The 19825-nt window shown below is 39.4% G+C and carries 23 protein-coding genes and 1 other RNA gene; 20 read left to right on the top strand and 4 right to left on the bottom strand.

The genetic code is table 11. The features are described 5' to 3' along the window. Positions 1-22 precede the first annotated feature (22 nt). The 10 genes from IGI79_RS08910 (at position 23) to IGI79_RS08865 (ending at position 7435) form a co-directional block, all read left to right on the top strand. Complete coding sequence (locus IGI79_RS08910) at positions 23-574, top strand: GNAT family N-acetyltransferase (RefSeq protein WP_438845876.1); 552 nt, start codon at positions 23-25, stop codon at positions 572-574. 179 nt (positions 575-753) lie between these two features. Next, positions 754-2460, top strand: a complete 1707-nt coding sequence (alsS, locus tag IGI79_RS08905; protein WP_438845875.1) for an acetolactate synthase AlsS — start codon at positions 754-756, stop codon at positions 2458-2460. Between the two features lie 12 nt (positions 2461-2472). Continuing rightward, positions 2473-3180: an acetolactate decarboxylase gene (budA, locus tag IGI79_RS08900; RefSeq protein WP_438845874.1), complete on the top strand. Its 708-nt coding sequence runs from the start codon at positions 2473-2475 to the stop codon at positions 3178-3180. Between the two features lie 84 nt (positions 3181-3264). Beyond that, positions 3265-3753: a GAF domain-containing protein gene (locus IGI79_RS08895; protein ID WP_065095991.1), complete on the top strand. Its 489-nt coding sequence runs from the start codon at positions 3265-3267 to the stop codon at positions 3751-3753. 141 nt (positions 3754-3894) lie between these two features. Next, positions 3895-4158 (top strand): hypothetical protein, encoded by a 264-nt coding sequence (locus tag IGI79_RS08890; protein ID WP_438845873.1) that lies wholly within the window; start codon positions 3895-3897, stop codon positions 4156-4158. A 285-nt stretch (positions 4159-4443) separates the two neighbouring features. Beyond that, a complete protein-coding gene (locus IGI79_RS08885; RefSeq protein ID WP_195339541.1) occupies positions 4444-4848 on the top strand; it encodes a MarR family winged helix-turn-helix transcriptional regulator in 405 nt (134 codons plus the stop codon). A gap of 31 nt (positions 4849-4879) precedes the next feature. Beyond that, positions 4880-5518, top strand: a complete 639-nt coding sequence (locus IGI79_RS08880; protein WP_010735080.1) for a nitroreductase family protein — start codon at positions 4880-4882, stop codon at positions 5516-5518. 21 nt (positions 5519-5539) lie between these two features. After that, positions 5540-5827 carry a putative quinol monooxygenase gene (locus tag IGI79_RS08875; RefSeq protein ID WP_023519920.1) on the top strand — a complete coding sequence of 96 codons (288 nt, stop codon included), beginning with the start codon at positions 5540-5542 and terminating at the stop codon, positions 5825-5827. A 227-nt stretch (positions 5828-6054) separates the two neighbouring features. Then, positions 6055-6422: a transfer-messenger RNA gene (gene ssrA, locus IGI79_RS08870) on the top strand. Positions 6423-6706: 284 nt separating this feature from the next. Next, positions 6707-7435 (top strand): response regulator transcription factor, encoded by a 729-nt coding sequence (locus tag IGI79_RS08865; RefSeq protein WP_438845872.1) that lies wholly within the window; start codon positions 6707-6709, stop codon positions 7433-7435. Here IGI79_RS08865 and citG read toward each other — a convergent pair. From citG to IGI79_RS08850, 3 genes are all read right to left on the bottom strand, one after another. Then, complete coding sequence (gene citG / locus IGI79_RS08860; RefSeq protein ID WP_438845871.1) at positions 7390-8286, bottom strand: triphosphoribosyl-dephospho-CoA synthase CitG; 897 nt, start codon at positions 8284-8286, stop codon at positions 7390-7392. The genes IGI79_RS08865 and citG overlap by 46 nt on opposite strands. Further along, entirely contained in the window at positions 8279-8974 is a 696-nt protein-coding gene (locus tag IGI79_RS08855) for a GntR family transcriptional regulator (protein ID WP_019724391.1), read from the bottom strand. The genes citG and IGI79_RS08855 overlap by 8 nt, the downstream gene beginning before the upstream one ends. A 200-nt stretch (positions 8975-9174) precedes the next feature. Continuing rightward, positions 9175-10521, bottom strand: a complete 1347-nt coding sequence (locus tag IGI79_RS08850; RefSeq protein ID WP_438845870.1) for a CitMHS family transporter — start codon at positions 10519-10521, stop codon at positions 9175-9177. Between the two features lie 399 nt (positions 10522-10920). Between IGI79_RS08850 and IGI79_RS08845 the strand changes: the two genes are divergently transcribed. The 10 genes from IGI79_RS08845 (at position 10921) to IGI79_RS08800 (ending at position 18654) form a co-directional block, all read left to right on the top strand. Further along, the gene (locus IGI79_RS08845; RefSeq protein WP_066025250.1) at positions 10921-11241 is read left to right on the top strand and encodes a hypothetical protein; all 321 of its coding nucleotides are present in this window, start codon (positions 10921-10923) and stop codon (positions 11239-11241) included. 19 nt (positions 11242-11260) lie between these two features. Further along, positions 11261-11656 carry an acetyl-CoA carboxylase biotin carboxyl carrier protein subunit gene (locus IGI79_RS08840; RefSeq protein WP_029594282.1) on the top strand — a complete coding sequence of 132 codons (396 nt, stop codon included), beginning with the start codon at positions 11261-11263 and terminating at the stop codon, positions 11654-11656. 72 nt (positions 11657-11728) lie between these two features. Further along, positions 11729-12844, top strand: a complete 1116-nt coding sequence (locus tag IGI79_RS08835; RefSeq protein ID WP_034691433.1) for a sodium ion-translocating decarboxylase subunit beta — start codon at positions 11729-11731, stop codon at positions 12842-12844. 15 nt (positions 12845-12859) lie between these two features. After that, positions 12860-12985: an OadG-related small transporter subunit gene (locus IGI79_RS08830; RefSeq protein ID WP_010735089.1), complete on the top strand. Its 126-nt coding sequence runs from the start codon at positions 12860-12862 to the stop codon at positions 12983-12985. A 16-nt stretch (positions 12986-13001) separates the two neighbouring features. Further along, a complete protein-coding gene (gene citC, locus IGI79_RS08825; RefSeq protein ID WP_438845869.1) occupies positions 13002-14012 on the top strand; it encodes a [citrate (pro-3S)-lyase] ligase in 1011 nt (336 codons plus the stop codon). Continuing rightward, entirely contained in the window at positions 14009-14317 is a 309-nt protein-coding gene (gene citD / locus IGI79_RS08820) for a citrate lyase acyl carrier protein (RefSeq protein WP_010735091.1), read from the top strand. The genes citC and citD overlap by 4 nt, the downstream gene beginning before the upstream one ends. Next, complete coding sequence (citE, locus tag IGI79_RS08815; RefSeq protein ID WP_438845868.1) at positions 14305-15192, top strand: citrate (pro-3S)-lyase subunit beta; 888 nt, start codon at positions 14305-14307, stop codon at positions 15190-15192. The genes citD and citE overlap by 13 nt, the downstream gene beginning before the upstream one ends. Before the next feature lie 2 nt (positions 15193-15194). Continuing rightward, positions 15195-16727 carry a citrate lyase subunit alpha gene (citF, locus tag IGI79_RS08810; RefSeq protein WP_438845867.1) on the top strand — a complete coding sequence of 511 codons (1533 nt, stop codon included), beginning with the start codon at positions 15195-15197 and terminating at the stop codon, positions 16725-16727. Beyond that, positions 16720-17259: a citrate lyase holo-[acyl-carrier protein] synthase gene (gene citX / locus IGI79_RS08805; RefSeq protein ID WP_195339550.1), complete on the top strand. Its 540-nt coding sequence runs from the start codon at positions 16720-16722 to the stop codon at positions 17257-17259. The genes citF and citX overlap by 8 nt, the downstream gene beginning before the upstream one ends. Next, entirely contained in the window at positions 17260-18654 is a 1395-nt protein-coding gene (locus IGI79_RS08800; RefSeq protein ID WP_438845866.1) for an oxaloacetate decarboxylase subunit alpha, read from the top strand. A 293-nt stretch (positions 18655-18947) separates the two neighbouring features. On the opposite strand, the gene IGI79_RS08795 is transcribed toward IGI79_RS08800, so the two are convergent. After that, positions 18948-19721 (bottom strand): Cof-type HAD-IIB family hydrolase, encoded by a 774-nt coding sequence (locus IGI79_RS08795; protein WP_438845865.1) that lies wholly within the window; start codon positions 19719-19721, stop codon positions 18948-18950. Positions 19722-19825 lie beyond the last annotated feature (104 nt).

Genomic DNA, 19825 nt, shown 5'->3' with positions numbered 1-19825 from the left:
CTCCTTTTTTTGCTATATAACGATGATAAAAAACGTGTTATACTATTCAAAAATAAAGGGGGCGAAACCAATCGATATCAAGTATACCTATGCAACGATCAAGGATCTACCGCGAATTGTTGACATTTATAATCAGTCTATCGCATCGAAAAAAGCAACGGCGGATCTGGAACCGATAACGGTTGACTCGAGGGTCCCTTGGTTTGAGGCGCATCATGCTGATTCTAGACCGCTTTGGGTAATGCGTCATGGCGATCATATCGTCGGTTGGATCAGCCTTAGTGATTTTTATGGTCGGCCTGCGTATCAACAGACAGCGGAAATCAGTATTTATCTAGACCCAGTGACACGTGGTCATCATTTAGGTAAGGCCGCCCTTGACTTTGTGGAAACTCAACTGCGTCGTTTAAAAATCCAGACAGTGCTTGCATTTGTTTTTGATGTGAATCAGGCAAGTAAAAAGTTATTTCTCAAAAATGGATACGCCGTTTGGGGACATTTGCCAAAAGTTGCCAATATGGGCAATCAAGAAAATGACCTGATCATTCTAGGAAAAAAATATCAAAAGCAATAAAAAAGATGTACTTTTTGTCCATGTGACAAAAATGTATGTCTTTTTTTTTGCTTCTTACTACACAAATGACTCATTAAGTGCTAGACTAATAGATGAAACAGGTGTGAATATCTGTATTAATATTATTTCTATTTATAATGTAATGATCATGTAAATAGCGTTGAAAAGGAAGATGTCTCATGTTGCTTAAGGAAAAACAAGGTGTAGAAACTGTATCAGAAGAAGTAATTAAAGAAAAACAAGGTTCAACAACTGTAGTAGAAAGTTTAATCAATCATCAAGTTGATTACGTATTCGGTATTCCAGGAGCGAAAATCGATGGAGTATTCAATGAATTAGAAGATCATGGTCCAGAGTTGATCGTGACGCGTCATGAGCAAAACGCTGCCTTTATGGCGCAAGCAATTGGTCGTATTACTGGAGAACCAGGTGTGGTGATTGCGACAAGTGGGCCTGGTGCGAGTAATCTAGCAACCGGACTAGTCACAGCGACAGCAGAAGGTGATCCTGTGTTGGCAATCGCAGGGCAAGTAAAACGAAGTGATTTATTAAAATTAACACATCAAAGCATGAACAATGCTGCATTGTTTGAACCAATCACAAAATATAGTGCAGAGATCCAAGATCCTGAAACAATTTCAGAAATTATCGCTAATGCCTATCGAATGGCAAAGAGTTCGAAAAAAGGCGCTAGTTTTATCAGTATCCCTCAAGATGTGGTAGATGCACCAGTCAAAAGTGAGGTCATCAAACCATTACAAGATCCTAAATTAGGCTCAGCATCTTCAGGAGATATCGACTATCTGGTTGAACGGATTCGTGAAGCGAAGTTACCTGTATTGTTAGTTGGAATGCGTGGATCAAGTAAAGATGAAACAGCAGCCATTCGTCAGCTTGTTGAAAAAACAGGATTGCCTGTGGTAGAAACTTTCCAAGCAGCCGGAGTCATTTCTCGTCAATTAGAAGACCACTTTTTTGGTCGAGTAGGTCTATTCCGCAATCAACCAGGAGATATGCTGTTAAAACGGAGTGATTTAGTGATTGCGATTGGTTATGATCCAATCGAATATGAAGCGAGAAACTGGAATGCTGAAAAAGATGCTAGAATCATCGTCATTGATGAAACACCAGCTGAAATCGACAGTTTCATGCAACCAGAACGTGAACTAATCGGGGACATTTCTGCAACATTAGATTTACTGACAGAGTCATTAGAAGAAACACAAGTATCGGCAGATGCGCAAGAATATTTAAATACGTTGCAAGAAAAGTTGAAGGCACGAGATATTTGTGAAACCAGTAGTGAAGACGGGATCTTACATCCGTTAGAAGTAATCAATACACTGCAATCGAAAGTAACGGACGACATGACTGTGACGGTTGATGTCGGTAGTCATTATATTTGGATGGCCCGCCACTTTAGAAGTTATGAAGCGCGTCATTTGCTATTCAGTAATGGCATGCAGACATTAGGCGTTGCACTACCTTGGGCGATCTCTGCTGCACTAGTTCGTCCAAATACGCAAGTAATCTCTGTATCAGGAGACGGTGGCTTTTTATTTTCTGCCCAAGACTTAGAAACAGCTGTGCGTAAAAAATTGAAGATCATTCATTTGATTTGGAATGATGGTCGTTATAATATGGTCGAGTTTCAAGAAATCATGAAATATGATCGAGCATCAGGGGTTGATTTTGGTCCAGTTGATTTTGTTCAATATGCCGAAGCTTTTGGCGCTAAAGGTCTGCGAGTAAGCAATGCAGAAGAATTGGTCTCTGCCTTAGAAGAAGGATTTGCTACAGAAGGACCAGTCATCATCGATATCCCGATTGACTATCGAGATAATGAAAAATTAGGTGAAACGATCTTACCAGACCAATTTTACTAAGGGGATGTTCAGATGACAGAGAAAGTATTATATCAACATGGTACATTAGGTGCGCTAATGGCGGGACTGATGGACGGTACAACTTCCATCGCGGAGGTCTTAAAGTACGGTACACTAGGTCTTGGAACACTACATGGGTTAGACGGCGAAGTGATATTTTTAGACGGTGAAGCCTATCAAGGTAGATCAGATGGCGCATTGATCCATTTGTCCGGAGAAGAGTCCACTCCTTATGCGGCAATCACTGCATTTTCAGCGGATCGTTCATTTGCAGTCAAACATCTATCTAGCGAAGCATTAAAAGAACAAATCCTGAAGGACGAAGCAGGAAAAAATCTCTTTTTAGCAGTCAAGATCAGCGGTATATTTAAAGATATGCATATCCGGATCATGCCAAAACAAGAAAAACCATATCGACGCTTAGCGAAGATCTCAGAATCCCAGCCAGAGTTTCATCGATCAGATATTCAAGGGACAATTGTTGGGTTTTATACACCGGAATTATTTCAAGGGGTGGCTGCTGCAGGCTTCCATTTACATTTTATTGATGAAGAGAAAACATTTGGAGGGCATATCCTCGATTTTACTGTGTCGCAAGGAACAGTAGAAATCAGTCAAATGGAATCTTTGGTGCAACATTTTCCCACGAATGATCCGACTTTTATCCAAAATGAAATCGACTATGCAGATCTAGCTGCTGAAATCGAGCAAGCAGAATGATCTAGTCATTAAGAATCAAAAACAAATCATAGCGTTGCTCCTTGAATTAGGCTATAATTTTGGGCATAGAAGGAGTGATTTTGGATGTTATGGACAGAAAAAGAAAAAAGAGATGCTTATGAAATTTTGCTACTCCAACAAAAAGGACTTTTAGAAGCAGAAGACAACTGGTTGGCCAATTTAGCTAATTCCTCTGCATTATTGAATGAAACATTACCTCAAACAGTCTTTGCCGGCTATTATTTATATGATGGGCAAGAATTGATTTTAGGCCCCTTCCAAGGTAGAGTGTCATGTACCCGTATCAAAATGGGAAAAGGTGTTTGTGGCGAAGCAGCAGAAAAACAAAAAACATTGATCGTTGCGAATGTGAAAACCCATGAAAATTATATTTCATGTGATTCAGCCGCACAATCTGAAATCGTAGTACCTATGATCAAAGAAGGTCAATTGATCGGAGTACTTGATATCGATTGTGGTGTGACCGAGGGCTACGATGCTTTAGATCAAGAATTTTTGGAACAATATGTTGAGTTATTGTTAGGTGATTTTCCTGTAAATGTTATGAAATAAAGTGAAAAAGAGTTGAAAAAAAGTGTTTGATCACTTTTTTTTAACTTTTTTTTAGTTTATTGAATATTTTTGTTTTCATAATCTAATTTTAATGTTATTATCATTTTATAAAATATTAAAGAACCAAGAGGAGAATGAGTTATGACAAGCGAAACAATCGTTTTAGGACAAAAATATGTATGTCATCCAATCGGCATCAAAAATAAAGTAATTGGAGAAGTAATCGGAAAATTAGAAAACTGTGTGATTATGAGTGTAGAGGAATATGATCGTACAGATCACTTAGATATTCTAGAGAAATGTGGGAAAGTTGTCGCAAAATATACAGATATCTTTGAGTTGAGTCCCGTTGAACAGGTCTTTCAGTCACCAACCAAGCTGTACACACAAGCAATGGTATCTTAAAGTGATGAATACGCCTATCGCCTATCAGGAAGTCTGATTTGAATAAGCTATTGTTAATTATCAGACTTCCTTTAATTTGCATACATAATAGAAGCAATTGAACATTCATACATAATCGTTAAGAAATAGAATACTCGAATACAGACAGTTGAAAAAGAAGCAAGTTAAAAGGGAAAATAACTTTTAACTTGCTTCTTTTTCTTTTTACTTTACAAAAGGAAGTAAATGATTTATATTATTGACAAGTCAATAATTGATTAGTCAACGATAGTAGGAGGCAACATTATGGAGCTGAGAAAGTTAAGTCAATTGCTTTATCAGATAAAAATCATCAGTCAAGAAGGAACAGCTTTATTTGAAAAAGAAACTGGATTTAGTTTAACGAGGTACGAGATCTTGATGTTCTTACAAGAAAACGGGGAATGTTTGCAAAATAAGTTACAGAGCGATTTAAAAATCGATTTGGCAGCTATTTCACGTCATCTAAAGATATTAGAACAAAAAGGATATGTGATCAGAAAAAGAAATGAGAACAATAATCGTGAAGTATTCGTTTCTTTGTCCGATAAAGCAGTGAATGAATTGACCGAGTGTGAAAAAAAACATCAAGAATCAGATGACTCCCTGTGTGTTTCGCTATCAGATGAAGAAATCGATCAACTGACTAAATTACTAGATAAATTATACTAAAAATCAAAACGAAGAAAGAAGCGGTTAAGTAATGAATAAAACTCTAGCAAACAATGATTTTTCTGATATCGTCTTTGGCAGAAAATCAATCCGTGTGTACGACGAAAATGTGAAAATCCCTCATGAAGAAATGTTGGAAATGATCCAAGAAGCAACAACAGCACCATCTTCTGTGAATCTACAACCTTGGCGCTTTGTAGTAGTTGAAAGCGAAGAAGCAAAAGCGAAATTGAAACCATTGATCCGTTTCAACACAAAACAAAATGATACGTCATCTGCCATGGTCTTGATTTTTGGTGATATGAATTGCTATGAATACGGAGAAGAAATCTATGATCAAGCTGTGGAAGAAGGCAAAATGCCAGCAGAAGTTCGTGACGAACAATTAGCAGCGATCATTCCTTATTACAAAAATTTCACACGTGAACAAATGAATGACGTAGTGAAAATCGATTCAAGCTTAGCAGCTATGCAATTTATGTTAACTGCACGTAGCCATGGATATGATACAAATCCAATCGGCGGATTTGAAGCAGACCAATTAGCAGAAGCTTTCGATTTGGACAAAGAACGTTATGTCCCTGTAATGATCTTGTCAGTTGGTAAAGCAGTCGATCAAGGCTACGAATCTGTTCGTTTAGCTTCAGAAAAAATCACTTCTTTCAAATAGAAAGAAAAAGGAGACGGACGAATGATCATCATCAATGCAAAATTTACCATCAAAGAAGCAAAACGCGCTGAATTTTTAGAAGAAGCGACACAACTGATCGAAGCGACTAGAAAAGAAGATGGCTGCTTGAGTTATCAATTGTATGAGTCAACGGAACAAGTAAATGTCTTTGTGATGGTTGAAAACTGGCGTGACGAACAAGCAATCGAAGGACATAACCAAAGTCCATTGTTGCAACAATTGTTCAAGAACATGCCTGAATATGCAGAAAAAGAAACAGAATTGAATGTCGCAAAAACACTTGCTTAAAAGGATTTGCTGACACGTTCTTTTGCGATCGAAGCAGCTAAAGTAGAAAGAACGTCCACTTTAAGAGGGAGCAAGAAAAGTCTGATGTCTATTCATCCCTAAGACCTTTCTTGCTTCGCTCAAGAAGTGAAGCATCTACTCGAAAAGCAAACAACCATATTGAAAAAAAACTACATATATGGTATATTATGTAAGTATCTTGAAAATACCGTAACCCATTTTATTAAGGGGACGTTACGGATTCGACAGGCACAGTTCGAGCTTGAATTGCGTTTCGTAGGTTACGTCTACGCTAAAACGTTACAGTTAAATATAACTGCTAAAAACGAAAACAACTCTTACGCTTTAGCTGCCTAAAAACAGTTAGCGTAGATCCTCTCGGCATCGCCCATGTGCTCGAGTAAGGGTCCTAACTTTAGTGGGATACGTTTCAACTTTCCGTCTGTAAGTTGAAAAAGAGAACATCAGACTAGCGATACAGAATGCCTGTCACTCGGCAAGCTGTAAAGCGAACCTCTAAATGAGTTGACTATGAACGTAGATTTTTAAGTGGCGATGTGTTTGGACGCGGGTTCGACTCCCGCCGTCTCCATTCGGAGAAATCACACGATTTAGCTGAACGCTAGAATCCTTTTTATGAAGGATTTTAGCGTTTTTAGTTTTCGGTTGATTTCGCTTTTTGAAACTTTATCTAGGTCAAAATCTAGGTCAAAAATGTTTTTTTATTGTATTTTCTTTTTTTTGAGACGAGAAATCATCGTTTCTGTGCGTATAATAGAGCTGAAGAATAAATTGTGATATTATGATCAATTGCTTTTTTTAATTGAATAAGTAAATTACAGTTTTAACCTATGGATGTTCTGGGCAGGAGGAAAGAAAATGAGAAGTGAAAAGATATTGGCGATTGATGAAGATCTAACATTTAGAAGAATGATTTGGAAGGCATTACAGCCAACTGGCGTTTTGATCTATCAAAGTGATTCCGTCGAAAAAACACTGGATATCATGTCTAGAGTGACCTTTGATCTGTATCTTTTAGATATTCGTTTAGCTCATCAAACAGATGGCTACCATATTGTGCAACTGATTCGAGAGCAAGACAATCTTTCACCGATCGTTTTTTTTACTGAACAACAAAATGAAATTGAAATTATCACTGGATTGGAGATGGGAGCAGATTATTACATCACTAAACCATTCAATCCAACACTATTAAAGGCGCAAGTCATGGCTATTTTGGATAGACACAAGGTACTTAAAGAACAAACCACCAACTGTAAAGAAAATAAAATCATCATAGGTGATTTTTGCTTTGACAAAGCGCTCTATCGTTTATATAAAAAAGGCAGATCCATTGAGTTGTCTTCAAAAAAAATCAAGCTGATGCAATTCTTTATAGAAAATCCCGAACAGGTTTTTTCAAAGGAACAAATCTATCAAAGTGTTTGGAATGACAGTGAGCTGGATGCCAATACCATTATGGTTTTTATCAATCACTTACGAAACAAAATCGAAGATGATCCAAAAAATGTCCAGTACCTCAGAACGGTTAGAGGACTTGGTTATATTTTCTTACCCTCTGGTAAAGAAAGTAATCCTTCTAATTGAGCGAAAAAAATACCTAATGAAAGTAAATCTGCTGCACCACCAGGGCTTAAATTGCGTTTGGTCAATCGTTGATCATAGATTGTTAATTCATCAAGTAGCTGCTTCCATGGAAGCTTTGCTTGATGAATTTTTTTTGTTTCTTGTTGTACTTTTTGCCACTCTTGAATACCGCCTCGGTGAAGTATATTCCCGTCTTCGATTTCGCTCATCAATAAAACCAAGGCACGTAGAAAGACTTCATCGGGCGCATGATAGTTTGCTGAACGTAAGTAAGGGAGAAGAATGGAAGTAAGGCTGGGATAACACTGAGCAGCCTCGCCACGAATACCTGAAATACCATGTGTCAAAAAAAGCTCTTCCCCATGTGTACGGTGTGTTTTCCGCGCTAAGTCGTGAAAATCCTCTTTGATCAAATCATGTGTCAGTTCTCCTGTAAAATCTAGTATTTGCTCCGTCTGTTTAGCGTTTAATGGAAGTCTTTGGATAAAACGTTGTTGCATGTGCCAACCGATAGCGCCTAAGATGACTGCAAACGAAAAATTCGCTCCTTTATGTGTATTGATATCATTCGTTGCGACAAGCATTGCTTGTTCTGCTTGATACCCCATGCTTCTTAGTTTTTTAAATAATGATTTCGTATTCCCTTTATGAGTAAAACCTGCTTCGATATATTTTTGGAAAAAAGGTGTTAACGTTTCGATACTTATTTGAAAGGTTTGAAAATCCATATCATTATGCGCGCCATTTGAAATAGGATCGACTAGTCCTGGTTTTGGACTCAAGGCTACTTCATAAAGCAAAGCGTACGTTGCAGTTTCTGCGATCGTACCTATCAGTGTATGATCAGTCAATTTTTCTACGCTCCATTTCAGCTAAAATAAATTGTAATGAACGATCTAAATGCTCGTGGGTGATCAAGGTGATTTGTTCTGCGTTTTTTGTTTGCATTCCGCGATAGATCAGCCAATGTTCTTCAAGCGCTTTATCTCTCCGTCTGGATGAACGAATGGCGATATCGCGAAAATAAACGAGGTAAGCTTGTAACTCTAAGACAATAGATTTTAAACGGAGCATTTGGCTTTTCTCGTAAATAAACGTATTGAAGTCTGAAAAATTTTGCAAGACTTTTTCTGTTTGATCTGCTTGATTATAGCTTTCGCCTCGTAATAATAGTTCTTTCAGCTCAATGAAATCTTCTTTTGTCATCTGATTCATTGCTTTGATCGTGGCAAGTGTATCTAAAGATTTACGGATATCATAGATTTCGTAAGCATCTTTTATGCGAATACCTTTGACGACGATGCCGATCTTAGGCACGTGTTCAACTAATTTTTCATTGACTAATTGCTTCATTGCTAAGCGAATGGGTGTGCGACTGATATTCAATTCTTCCGCTAAGACTTTTTCATTGATTCGTGTATTTGCAGGAATATCACCAAGAATGATCGTTTTACGAAACGCTTCATAAATAAGTGCATTCAATGTTTTATTTTGAGTTAGATCCAAATTTTTTCGTAATGCTTCAACCACTTGTTTCATTTTTTTCTCCCCATTTCTACTTAGACATTCAGTTTCTGTTCTAAGTTTATCATGCTTTCCAACCCTCAAGAGAACGAACCCAAAAATATGTCAATAGCAGTTAAAACGGCTCCTTCACTTTGGCAGAACGTGAAAATTAGTATTCCAATAATGAAGGAGCCGTTCGTTTAGTTAGTCACTCTTGTTGGTACGATTGGTTTTTATTGTGGGATGTAAAATGGCATATGTCCAAAAAGAATAATTGTGACGACAAAAATAGTAAAAATACCCAAGGCATATTTTCCAGCTTCTCGTTGCCATTTCCCCATATCCAATCCGGTCAAACGTAACAAAAGATAGATAAAAGCGACTAAAGGGCTGAGCAAATGGAAGGCTTGACCCATCAAAGAGGCAAGAGCCATTTGCATATTCGTAAAACCATAGGCATGTCCGGCTTCTGCTAAAACCGGTAATACACCGAAATAAAAACCGTCATTTGAAATAAAGAAAGTACCGGGCGCTGAAATCAACGCAATAACTAATCCCCAGAATCCTGCTAATTGTTTTGGAATGAGATAAGTAAAGCTGTTCGCGAGTGCTTCAGCCATACCTGAACCTTGGAAAAGCCCCATAAAAACTCCCGCTGCAAAAACTAAAATCACGACTTGCACCGCATCACCACCATTTGCACCAATACGGGCGGATTGATCTTTTAGATTAGGGTAATTGACCATTAAGGCAATGCATGTTCCTACTAAAAATAATAAAAGAGGTGGCAAGGCAATCGAAGAGATAAATGAGCTGGCAACTAACCAGGCAATCAACACGATGGTGAGTACACCATTGAATACAAAATTTTTAGGACAGCGCATTTTGACTGTTTCAGGATCGGTGATTTTAGTGATTTCTTCAATTTCCTCATTTGATAATTGGGTAATACCTAAACGGTCACGTTCTTGTTTTCCCATCCGGCGTGCAACGAAAAAAATGACATAAAGCAAAGACAAGATCATTCCAGGAGCTAGGTAAGACAAGATATCCGCATCGACTTCCAATACTGCCATCGCTCGAGCGGTCGGTCCACCCCAAGGTAATAGATTCATGATGGTATTTTGAAGAATGATCAATACCCCTAAGTTCATCATTTTCATGTTTAATTTTTTATAGATAGGAATAAAAGCGGAACAGCAAATCAACGTAGTCGTTGTCCCATCGCCATTCAGCGAAACGGTTGCGGCAACGATCGCAGTTGCCATTAAAACTTTCATTGGATCGCCTTTGGCAAAATAAATCATTTTTTTAGTGATTGGATCAAATAGACCAGCGTCCAACATGATTGAAAAATATAAAATGGCAAATAATAGCATGATTCCTGTATTTGAAGTTGTTTTGATACCTTCTAATACAAAATCGCCAATATTTCCTTTCTGTGAAGCACCAGAAATCATTGCAACTAAGGTAAATAAAAGTGGAATAACCACAAGGGAAGTAAAAGGGGACATTTTCTTTTTCATGATGACATACATGAAGATAATGATCATTGCATAAGATAAAACGGTTAGTAACATACGCTTCTCCTTTTCTGATTGTATTATTTGTAAGCGGTGTCAAAATTAGGTGGGTAGAAAATTATTCTTAGGACAGAAAGAGTTGTATTTTACTAAAATTGACGCCTCCTTGACGACTCTAGGATAAGCAATATTTTAAAGGGAAGATAGGTGAAGTAAGAAAAAAGAACATGAAAAAAACAATTTGGTCTACCTAATCTTATCGAATGCTTAATAGTACCTTAACAGAACATTAATTCATTGGAAAAAGCTTTTATATCAATGTTTGTATTGCTTTTTTTGCCTGATTCAAGAAAAAGAAACAACAAAAAAACAATCTTATATCAGTTTGGAAAACATAATTGGTTGAATCACTCTATAATAAAAATAAGGACAGAAAAGAAGAAAGGAGCATGAAGTATGTGGCTGTTTACAAAACGAAGAAAGAAGCAACAACCAGCAGTGGAGCCCAGCCCCACAATAGTAGAAAGAGACAATGAAAAGATGGATGAAATGAAACCGGTTCCTGCATATATTGATGCTGCGCCAGCTGATGTTCAGCTTGTCAGTGTGGTAGCTGCAAGTTTAGCAGCAGAATATGATCCGGAGAGTCGATTCATTATCAAAAAAATCAAGCAGAGAAATCCGGAAGCAATTTTGGTTTCACTGATTGCTACAGGTGTAGCAGCGGGAGTCAATCCAAATAGTCAGTTTATTATACGAAAAATAGCCAAAAAATAAATGTTTTGGAGGAGAAAAAATGTTGCGGAAATTCAAAATCTCAATTGATGGAAAAGAATATTTAGTGGAAATGGAAGAAATCGGTGGAAGTCCGCAAACGAACCCAGTTCCAACACCAGAACGATCTACACCAGTGGAAGCGGTCGTACCATCAGAGGTCTCAACAACTGTACCAGAAACGAAATCCTCAGTCGAAGCGGGAGCGGATGCGATGACTTCGCCGATGCCAGGCACGATTTCTCGTTTATTAGTTACAGTTGGGGAGGTAGTGGAAATCAATCAACCTTTGATGATTTTAGAAGCGATGAAAATGGAAAATGAAATCGTTGCTGGAAAAGCTGGTCAAGTGACTGGAATCCATATCAGTCAAGGAGAAATGGTGAATCCTGGTGATCCACTTATCACGATTAGTTAAATGTTCGCTTTGAGAGTAGAGTCATTTTGGTGACTCTTGGTATTCAATATTAAGTAAAAGGAAGTGACATGTGTGGAAACACTTATTGAAGGAGTTATTGGCATGGGGCAAGAGCCGGGACGCATCGTGATGATGGTGATTGGCGGAGTCCTCATGTACCTTGGGATAAAAAAAGAATATGAACCAACGTTACTCGTACCGATGGGGTTAGGTACGATCTTAGTCAATTTCCCTAATTCAGGTGTGCTGAGTGCCGGTGGTGAGGCCGGCGCATTCCAAATTTTGTTTGATATGGGGATTACGACGGAGCTATTTCCGCTCTTATTATTCATTGGTATTGGTGCAATGATCGATTTCGGCCCCTTGTTACAAAATCCATTTTTATTACTTTTTGGAGCCGCCGCACAATTTGGGATTTTCTTTACGATCATCGTAGCGATCCTATTAGGTTTTGATTTGAATGATGCAGCTTCTATTGGCATCATCGGAGCAGCGGATGGACCAACTTCCATTTTTGTCGCGAACACGTTGAATTCGAAATATATGGGGGCCATCATGGTGGCTGCCTACTCGTATATGGCCCTCGTGCCAATCATTCAGCCAGTTGCGATCAAAGCTGTGACGACTAAAAAAGAGCGACGTATTCGAATGAATTATCGTGCAGGTGAAGTGTCGCAAACAGCAAAAATCCTCTTTCCTTTAGTTATTTCAGTCGTCGCTGGTTTGATTGCGCCTGTTTCTCTGCCACTTGTTGGTTTTTTGATGTTTGGAAATTTGTTACGAGAATGTGGGGTATTGGATCGTTTGTCGATCACTGCTCAGAACGAGTTAGTCAATCTCATCAGCATATTATTAGGGATCGCCATTTCGGTCAAAATGCAGTATGAAGAATTTTTACAGATCGATACGTTGATGGTTATCGGTCTAGGGCTGGTTGCTTTCATTATGGACTCGATCGGTGGAGTATTGTTTGCTAAATTGTTAAATTTATTCCGAAAAGAGAAAATCAATCCAATGATCGGAGCAGCAGGAATCTCTGCTTTTCCAATGTCTAGCCGCGTCATTCAGAAAATGGCAACAGAAGAAGACCCACAGAACTTTATTTTGATGCACGCAGCTGGAGCCAATGTATCTGGTCAGATTGCTTCAGTGATTGCCGGCGGCTTATTGCTCGCCTTATTGGTATAAGAAAGGAGAAAAACGATGTCAGCAGAGTTAATCAAATCTCTTGAACTACTAGTTTTAGGATGGGGTGGCGTATTCGTTGTTATCTTGATCATTTATCTTGCTTCGATGCTATTGAGTCGCTTGTTTCCAGTAAGAAAATAAAAAGAAGGTCTTGTACATGTATACAATCAAAAGATTATGGTTGGAAAAGGATGCTCAAGTCTATCAACAATGGCTGGAGCTGATCGAAAAATCCGGTCTCACATTGAATGAAAAGGTAGACTATACCTTTGGGATCTATCAAGAAGAGCGGCTGATTGCCACCGGTTCTTATGAGCGCAATATTTTAAAATATTTGGCTGTTGCGAAAGATTTCCAATCAGAAAATTTGTTGACGAAGATCGTTCAGCAATTAATTGATCATTTATCCGAAGAAAACAAAAGGCATTTCTTTGTCTACACAAGTCCTAGTAATCACCCGATTTTTCATGCTATGGGATTTAAAGAGATCATTGCCACTGAAACCATATTGTTTATGGAACAAGGTACACCTGACTTTCAAGATTATCTTGCCATGTTGAAGGCAAAAAAGAAAAAAGGTACAGGCTGTGGGATTGTGATGAATGCCAATCCTTTTACAAAAGGACATCAGTACTTGGTGGAGTGCGCAGCCAAACAAGCAGACCAAGTCTACCTTTTTATCCTTTCAGAAGATCGTTCAGAATTTTCCTTTTCCGAACGGTTCGAAATGGTCAAGCAAGGGGTCGCGCATGTAAAAAATGTCACGATTTTGCCGACAGAAGATTATCTGATTTCTTCCGCCACATTTCCTGCCTATTTTTTAAAGGAACATGCTACAGAAGAAGCGGCAAAAGTGCAAGGTACTTTGGATGCGCTACTTTTTAAAGAAAAAATTGCACCGATACTTGCAATTGAAAGTCGGTTTGTCGGTGAAGAACCCTACTCTAAGGTAACTGAAATCTATAATGAAACGTTGAAAAAGGTATTTGGAGAATCGCTTTCTTTGATCGTCCTACCACGCAAACGTATCAAAAGAGTAGCAATCAGTGCAACAAAAGTCCGAAAAGCCTTACAAGAAGATGACGTGCAGACATTACAAGCGTATTTGCCTGCTTCGACTTATAACTATATCAAAAATCATAAACGTAATAGAGGTGACAGGAAGTGAAAATTTATCAAAGTGCAGTGGCTGGAACAATTGAATCCAGTGATATCATGATCACGATCGATCCAAAGATAGAAAAAGGCATTGAACTTTCCTTGACAAGCAATGTCGAAAAACAATTTGGTCACCAAATCAGAAAAGTCATTATGGACACCCTTCAACAGTTAGGCATTGAAGCCGCCAAAGTAACAGCTGTCGATAAAGGTGCGCTTGATTGCACGATCCAGGCAAGGACGATTACAGCAGTCCATCGAGCTGGAAAGCAAGAGCGCTATGATTGGAAGGAGATCAATTCATGGAACGTTTAAGAAGAACGATGATGTTTGTTCCTGGTGCAAATGCAGCGATGCTGAGAGATGCGCCATTATACGGTGCAGATTCACTCATGTTTGATTTGGAAGACGCCGTATCTTTAAAAGAAAAAGATTCGGCACGCTTGCTCGTTCATATGGCATTAAAAACATTTGACTATAGCAAAGTAGAAACGGTCGTTCGAATCAACGCATTGACGGCTGGGGGTGACCAAGACATTGAGGCAATGGTATTAGCAGGGATCGATGTCATTCGCTTGCCAAAAACAGAAACCGCACAAGACATCATCGAGGTTGATCAGGTCATCACTTCAGTGGAAGAAACCTATCATATCCCAATGGGAACCACAAAAATGATGGCAGCGATCGAATCTGCAGAAGGGGTATTGAATGCAAGAGAAATCGCTAAAGCTTCCAAACGGTTAGTTGGCATCGCGTTAGGTGCCGAAGATTATGTGACCAATATGAAAACCCAACGATATCCCGATGGACAAGAATTGTCTTTTGCTCGAAATATGATTCTTCATTCAGCCAGAGTTGCGGGTGTTGCAGCAATCGATACTGTCTATTCAGATGTCGAAAATCTTGAGGGATTTCAAGCAGAAGTCCGTCTGATCAAACAATTAGGCTTTGATGGGAAATCAGTGATCAACCCACGTCAGATTCCATTAGTCCATGCCATTTATGAACCAACAGAAAAAGAGATCCAAGCAGCGAAAGAAGTGATCTGGGGCATCCAAGAAGCAGAAGCAAAAGGTTCAGGCGTGATTTCTGTGAATGGCAAGATGGTGGATAAACCAATCGTCGAGCGAGCAGAAAGAGTGATTGCTCTTGCAAAAGCGGCGAAGTTGATCAGAGAGGAGGATATCTAGAAATGGTTGTAAATAAAGTTGGTAAAGAGATTCCACAAACAGCAACAGTTGCTCATCGTCTGTACGAAGGTGAGTTGGACCATATTGAACCATACAAAGAAGCCAGTAGAAGCATCCATCCTGTCCGTCCGAATGACAAAAAAATAGTGGGAAGTCTCAAAGAAGCCATTGAAAAAACTGGACTGAAAGACGGGATGACGATTTCTTTTCATCATCATTTCCGTGAAGGTGACTTTGTACTAAACATGGTCATGGAAGAAATTGCATCTCTAGGAATCAAAAATATCACGATTGCACCAAGTTCAATCGCAAATGTCCATGAACCATTGATCGAGCATATAAAAAATGGCGTTGTGACTGGAATTACAACGAGCGGCTTGCGGGATAAAGTAGGTGCCGCGATTTCGGAAGGAATCATGGAAAAACCAGTAGTCATTCGTTCACATGGTGGAAGAGCGCGAGCGATCGCATCCGGTGACCTGCATATTGATGTCGCTTTTTTAGGCGCGCCAAGTTCGGATGAATACGGAAATGCCAATGGAACCGCTGGGAAAGCTATTTGTGGCTCACTAGGTTATGCCATGGTCGATGCAAAATATGCGGATCAAGTCGTTATCCTCACAGATAATTTGGTTTCCTTTCCCAATACTCCAATCAGTATTGCACAGACGGATGTCGATTATGTTGTAGAAGTGGAGGCGATAGGTGATCCTGAGGGCATTGCCAAAGGTGCGACACGCTTTACTAAAAATCCTAAAGAACTATTGATCGCAGAGTATGCAGCAAAAGTCATCACTCATTCCCCTTACTATCAGCAGGGATTCTCCTTTCAAACTGGAACAGGCGGTGCTGCACTGGCTGTTACTCGCTTTTTGCGGGAAGCAATGTTGAAAGACCAAATGACAGCTAGTTTTGTATTAGGTGGGATTACGAATGCGATGGTGGAATTACTGGAGGAAGGTCTAGTAGAAAAGATCATCGATGTTCAAGATTTTGATCACTTATCTGCGATTTCTTTAGGCGAAAACAACCAACATTATGAAATCGATGCAAGTATGTATGCTTCTCCAGCAAGTAAAGGTGCTATGGTAAATCAGCTAGATACAGCCATTTTGTCTGCGCTAGAAATCGATACAGCTTACAATGTCAATGTCATGACTGGTTCAGATGGAGTGATTCGTGGAGCTGTTGGCGGGCATCCAGATACAAGCATGGGTTGTAAAATGAGCCTGGTGATCACGCCACTCGTTCGTGGACGGATACCCACTGTTGTTGATCATGTCAATACGGTTGTGACTCCCGGAACTAGCATTGATGTCTTAGTTACGGAAGTAGGTATCGCCATCAATCCTGAACGTCAAGATCTGATCGAGTATTTTAAGGGTGTAGATATACCTCAATATACGATTGACGAGCTTAAACAAAAAGCATATGCCATCGTTGGCGAACCTTCAGCCATCCAGTATGGCGAAAAGATCGTTGCCTTGGTGGAATATCGTGATGGCACACTGATCGATGTGGTCAAAAATGTGTAGCAAATTATTCGATGGACCAATTGTGACGCATGAAGAGATCCTTATCGCAAGAGAGGCCCGTGCTAACAGACAAAGAAAATTATTGGAAGCAAATCCACAACATGTGTTGCTTTCAGCAACTATGAATATACCAGGTCCTGTCAAAACGTCAGAAGAAATCGCACAAGTCTTTCATATAGTGGTCGAAGCTATAGAAGAATGTGTTTCAGAAGTCACTCCATTGGTCCAATTGTACCGTAAGAAAAAAACAGGTTACGAGTATTTTTTGCTTCTTCCTTTAAGAAAAGAGCTACTAAAAAAGCGCATGATCGAACTCGAAGAAACATGCCCCTATGGTCGATTAGTTGATCTTGATGTACTTTTTTGGGAAGAAGGAAAGATGCAGCAGTTGAGTCGCGAGATGCTGGGATATAACCAACGGACATGTTACGTGTGTAACGAAGTAGCCAAAGTTTGTAGTCGCGAACAGAAACATTCCCTGCAAATGATACGCACACATATCCAGCAACTTGTTGAGAAAGGAAGAAAGTAAATGGCAAAAAAAATCCAAATGATGGAAACCGTTTTGCGTGATGGGCAACAAAGCTTGATTGCCACAAGAATGACTACAGCAGACATGTTGCCAATCCTGAAAACAATGGATCAAGCAGGCTATCATTCATTAGAGATGTGGGGTGGCGCTACTTTTGATGCGTGCTTACGTTTCTTAAATGAAGACCCATGGGAACGCCTGCGCTTGATCCGTTCACAAGTCAAACAAACAAAGCTACAAATGTTGCTTCGAGGACAAAATCTCCTTGGTTATAAAAATTATGCAGATGACGTAGTCAAAGAATTTGTCGAGAAATCGATCAAAAACGGTATTGATATTATTCGTGTGTTTGACGCATTGAATGATGTCCGTAACTTACAAACTGCTATTGTGACAGCGAAAGAAGCTGGTGGACATTGCCAAACAGCTATTTCTTATACAACGAGTGAAATCCATACGATCGATTATTTTGTGAGGTTAGCAAAAGAAATGGCGGATACAGGAGCAGATTCGTTATGTATCAAAGATATGGCGGGTGTATTGACTCCAAAAACGGGTTACGAACTGATCAGTCGAATCAAAGATGCCGTGCCATTACCCTTAGAAGTCCATACTCATGCAACAAGTGGGATCGCTGAAATGACCTATTTAAAAGCAGTTGAAGCAGGAGCGGACATCATCGATACGGCTATCTCTTCTTTTGCGGGTGGAACGAGCCAACCTGCAACTGAATCAATGGCTTTGGTGCTTGAAGAAATGGGCTATGAGACAGGGTTAGATATGAAAAAAGTAACAAAAATAGCAGAATACTTCAATCCGATCAGGGATCGTTTTCGCGAAGAAGGGATGTTAAATCCTAAAGTCAAGGACATTGAACCTAAAACATTGATTTATCAAGTGCCTGGCGGTATGTTATCTAATTTATTAAGTCAGTTGACGGAACAAGGATTACAAGACAGATATGAAGAAGTATTAGCAGAAGTGCCAAAAGTTCGAGCAGATCTTGGGTTTCCGCCACTTGTTACTCCGTTGTCCCAAATGGTAGGAACGCAAGCGCTGATGAATGTACTCTCTGGTGAGCGGTACAAGCTTGTCCCTACTGAGATCAAAGAATATGTTCGAGGGTTGTACGGCCGTCCTCCAGCACCAATCGCTGAAGCCATCCAACAAACAATCATTGGCGATGAACAAGTGATCCAAGAGCGACCCGCAGATTTACTAGCACCTCAATTGCCGCTACTCAAAAAAGAAATCAGTGAGTATGCAAAATCACCAGAAGATCTTTTAAGCTATGCCTTATTCCCTCAACAAGCCAAAGATTTCTTAGGGCGTCGCGAAGACCGTTTTTATGACGTACCACTGCAAACGGTTGAAGTGATGATCGACATGGACTGATATCAAAACAAGGATTCGGTTTTTAGCCGCGGTTGAGAGATAGTAAAATAAAGGTGGATATATGTCATTTTAGAGATGTTGAGTAGTTAAAATTCCCTACTCATGGACTTAGGGGCGATGTCTGAATCCTCAGTCTTGGGCGAGATTAACAATAAAAAAGGAACTGCGTGAACAGTCCCTTTGGAAAGCGCCGCTAAAAAAGGCGCCAAAAATTTCATTCGGTATAGTAGAAATAGTCGTCCTCTGTTAAAGTGACGGCTATTTCGTTTTGTCATGTTTAAGCAGTTCCACAATCAAATCAATTCAAAATGCTTCAATGCGTGAACGATCCCGCCTTCGGTATTTTTCTTCGTAATGAAGGTTGCAAGTTCTTTCAACTCATCATAAGCATTGCCCATCGCGATTTTGTGATCACAAGCTTCAAGTAAGGCAAAATCGTTCGGCCCGTCACCAAAACCAAAAGTTGGGACATTCTCTAATTTTAATGTTTCTTTTAAGCGTTTGACCCCTGCACCTTTTGAAATACCCTTTCTGACCGTATCGATCGAATAGGGACTATTGCGGTAAAAAGTCATGTCTGGGAAACGTTCATGATAATATTCATCACCTGATTCGGAAAGAATCAGCAACATATTGATCGGATGATCCTGAAAAGCGGAAGGATCGATTGGTGGCACATCTGAATGGATAAAGCCATAAGCTTTTCTCATGGTCTCTGTGTGATGAGTACTCCAAATGTTCTCTCTATTATAAAAACAAAGGGCATGACCTTGCTCTTCGATATGGTCAAGCATTTTTTGACATTCTTCTTTAGAAAAGCGTACAGAATAAATTTCTTCTCCTTCTACGCTAATACAAGAACCGTTCATTGTTACAGCGGAAGTAATACCTGCATCACGCATGATTTGTTTGATTTCCATTTCTGTCCGTCCAGTAGCGATAACAGGTAGGATATCATTCTCTTTTAATGCTTGGATTGCTGCGGCGATCTCAGGAGTTATTTTAGAATGTCCATCTAATAAAGTCCCATCGAGATCGAAAAATGTGATTGCTTGATAGTTTGTCACAAATAAAACTCCTTTTTCATTTGACTATCTTTATCTTATCAAAGAATGAACAAAAGACAAACGTTTCGTGAAGAATTACTGAACTTATTGGTTCAGCAACCATT

Origin of the sequence: Enterococcus sp. AZ084, from assembly GCF_051714905.1 — a bacterium.
GTDB lineage: Bacteria > Bacillota > Bacilli > Lactobacillales > Enterococcaceae > Enterococcus_B > Enterococcus_B pernyi.
This window is presented reverse-complemented; position numbering and strand designations above follow the sequence as displayed.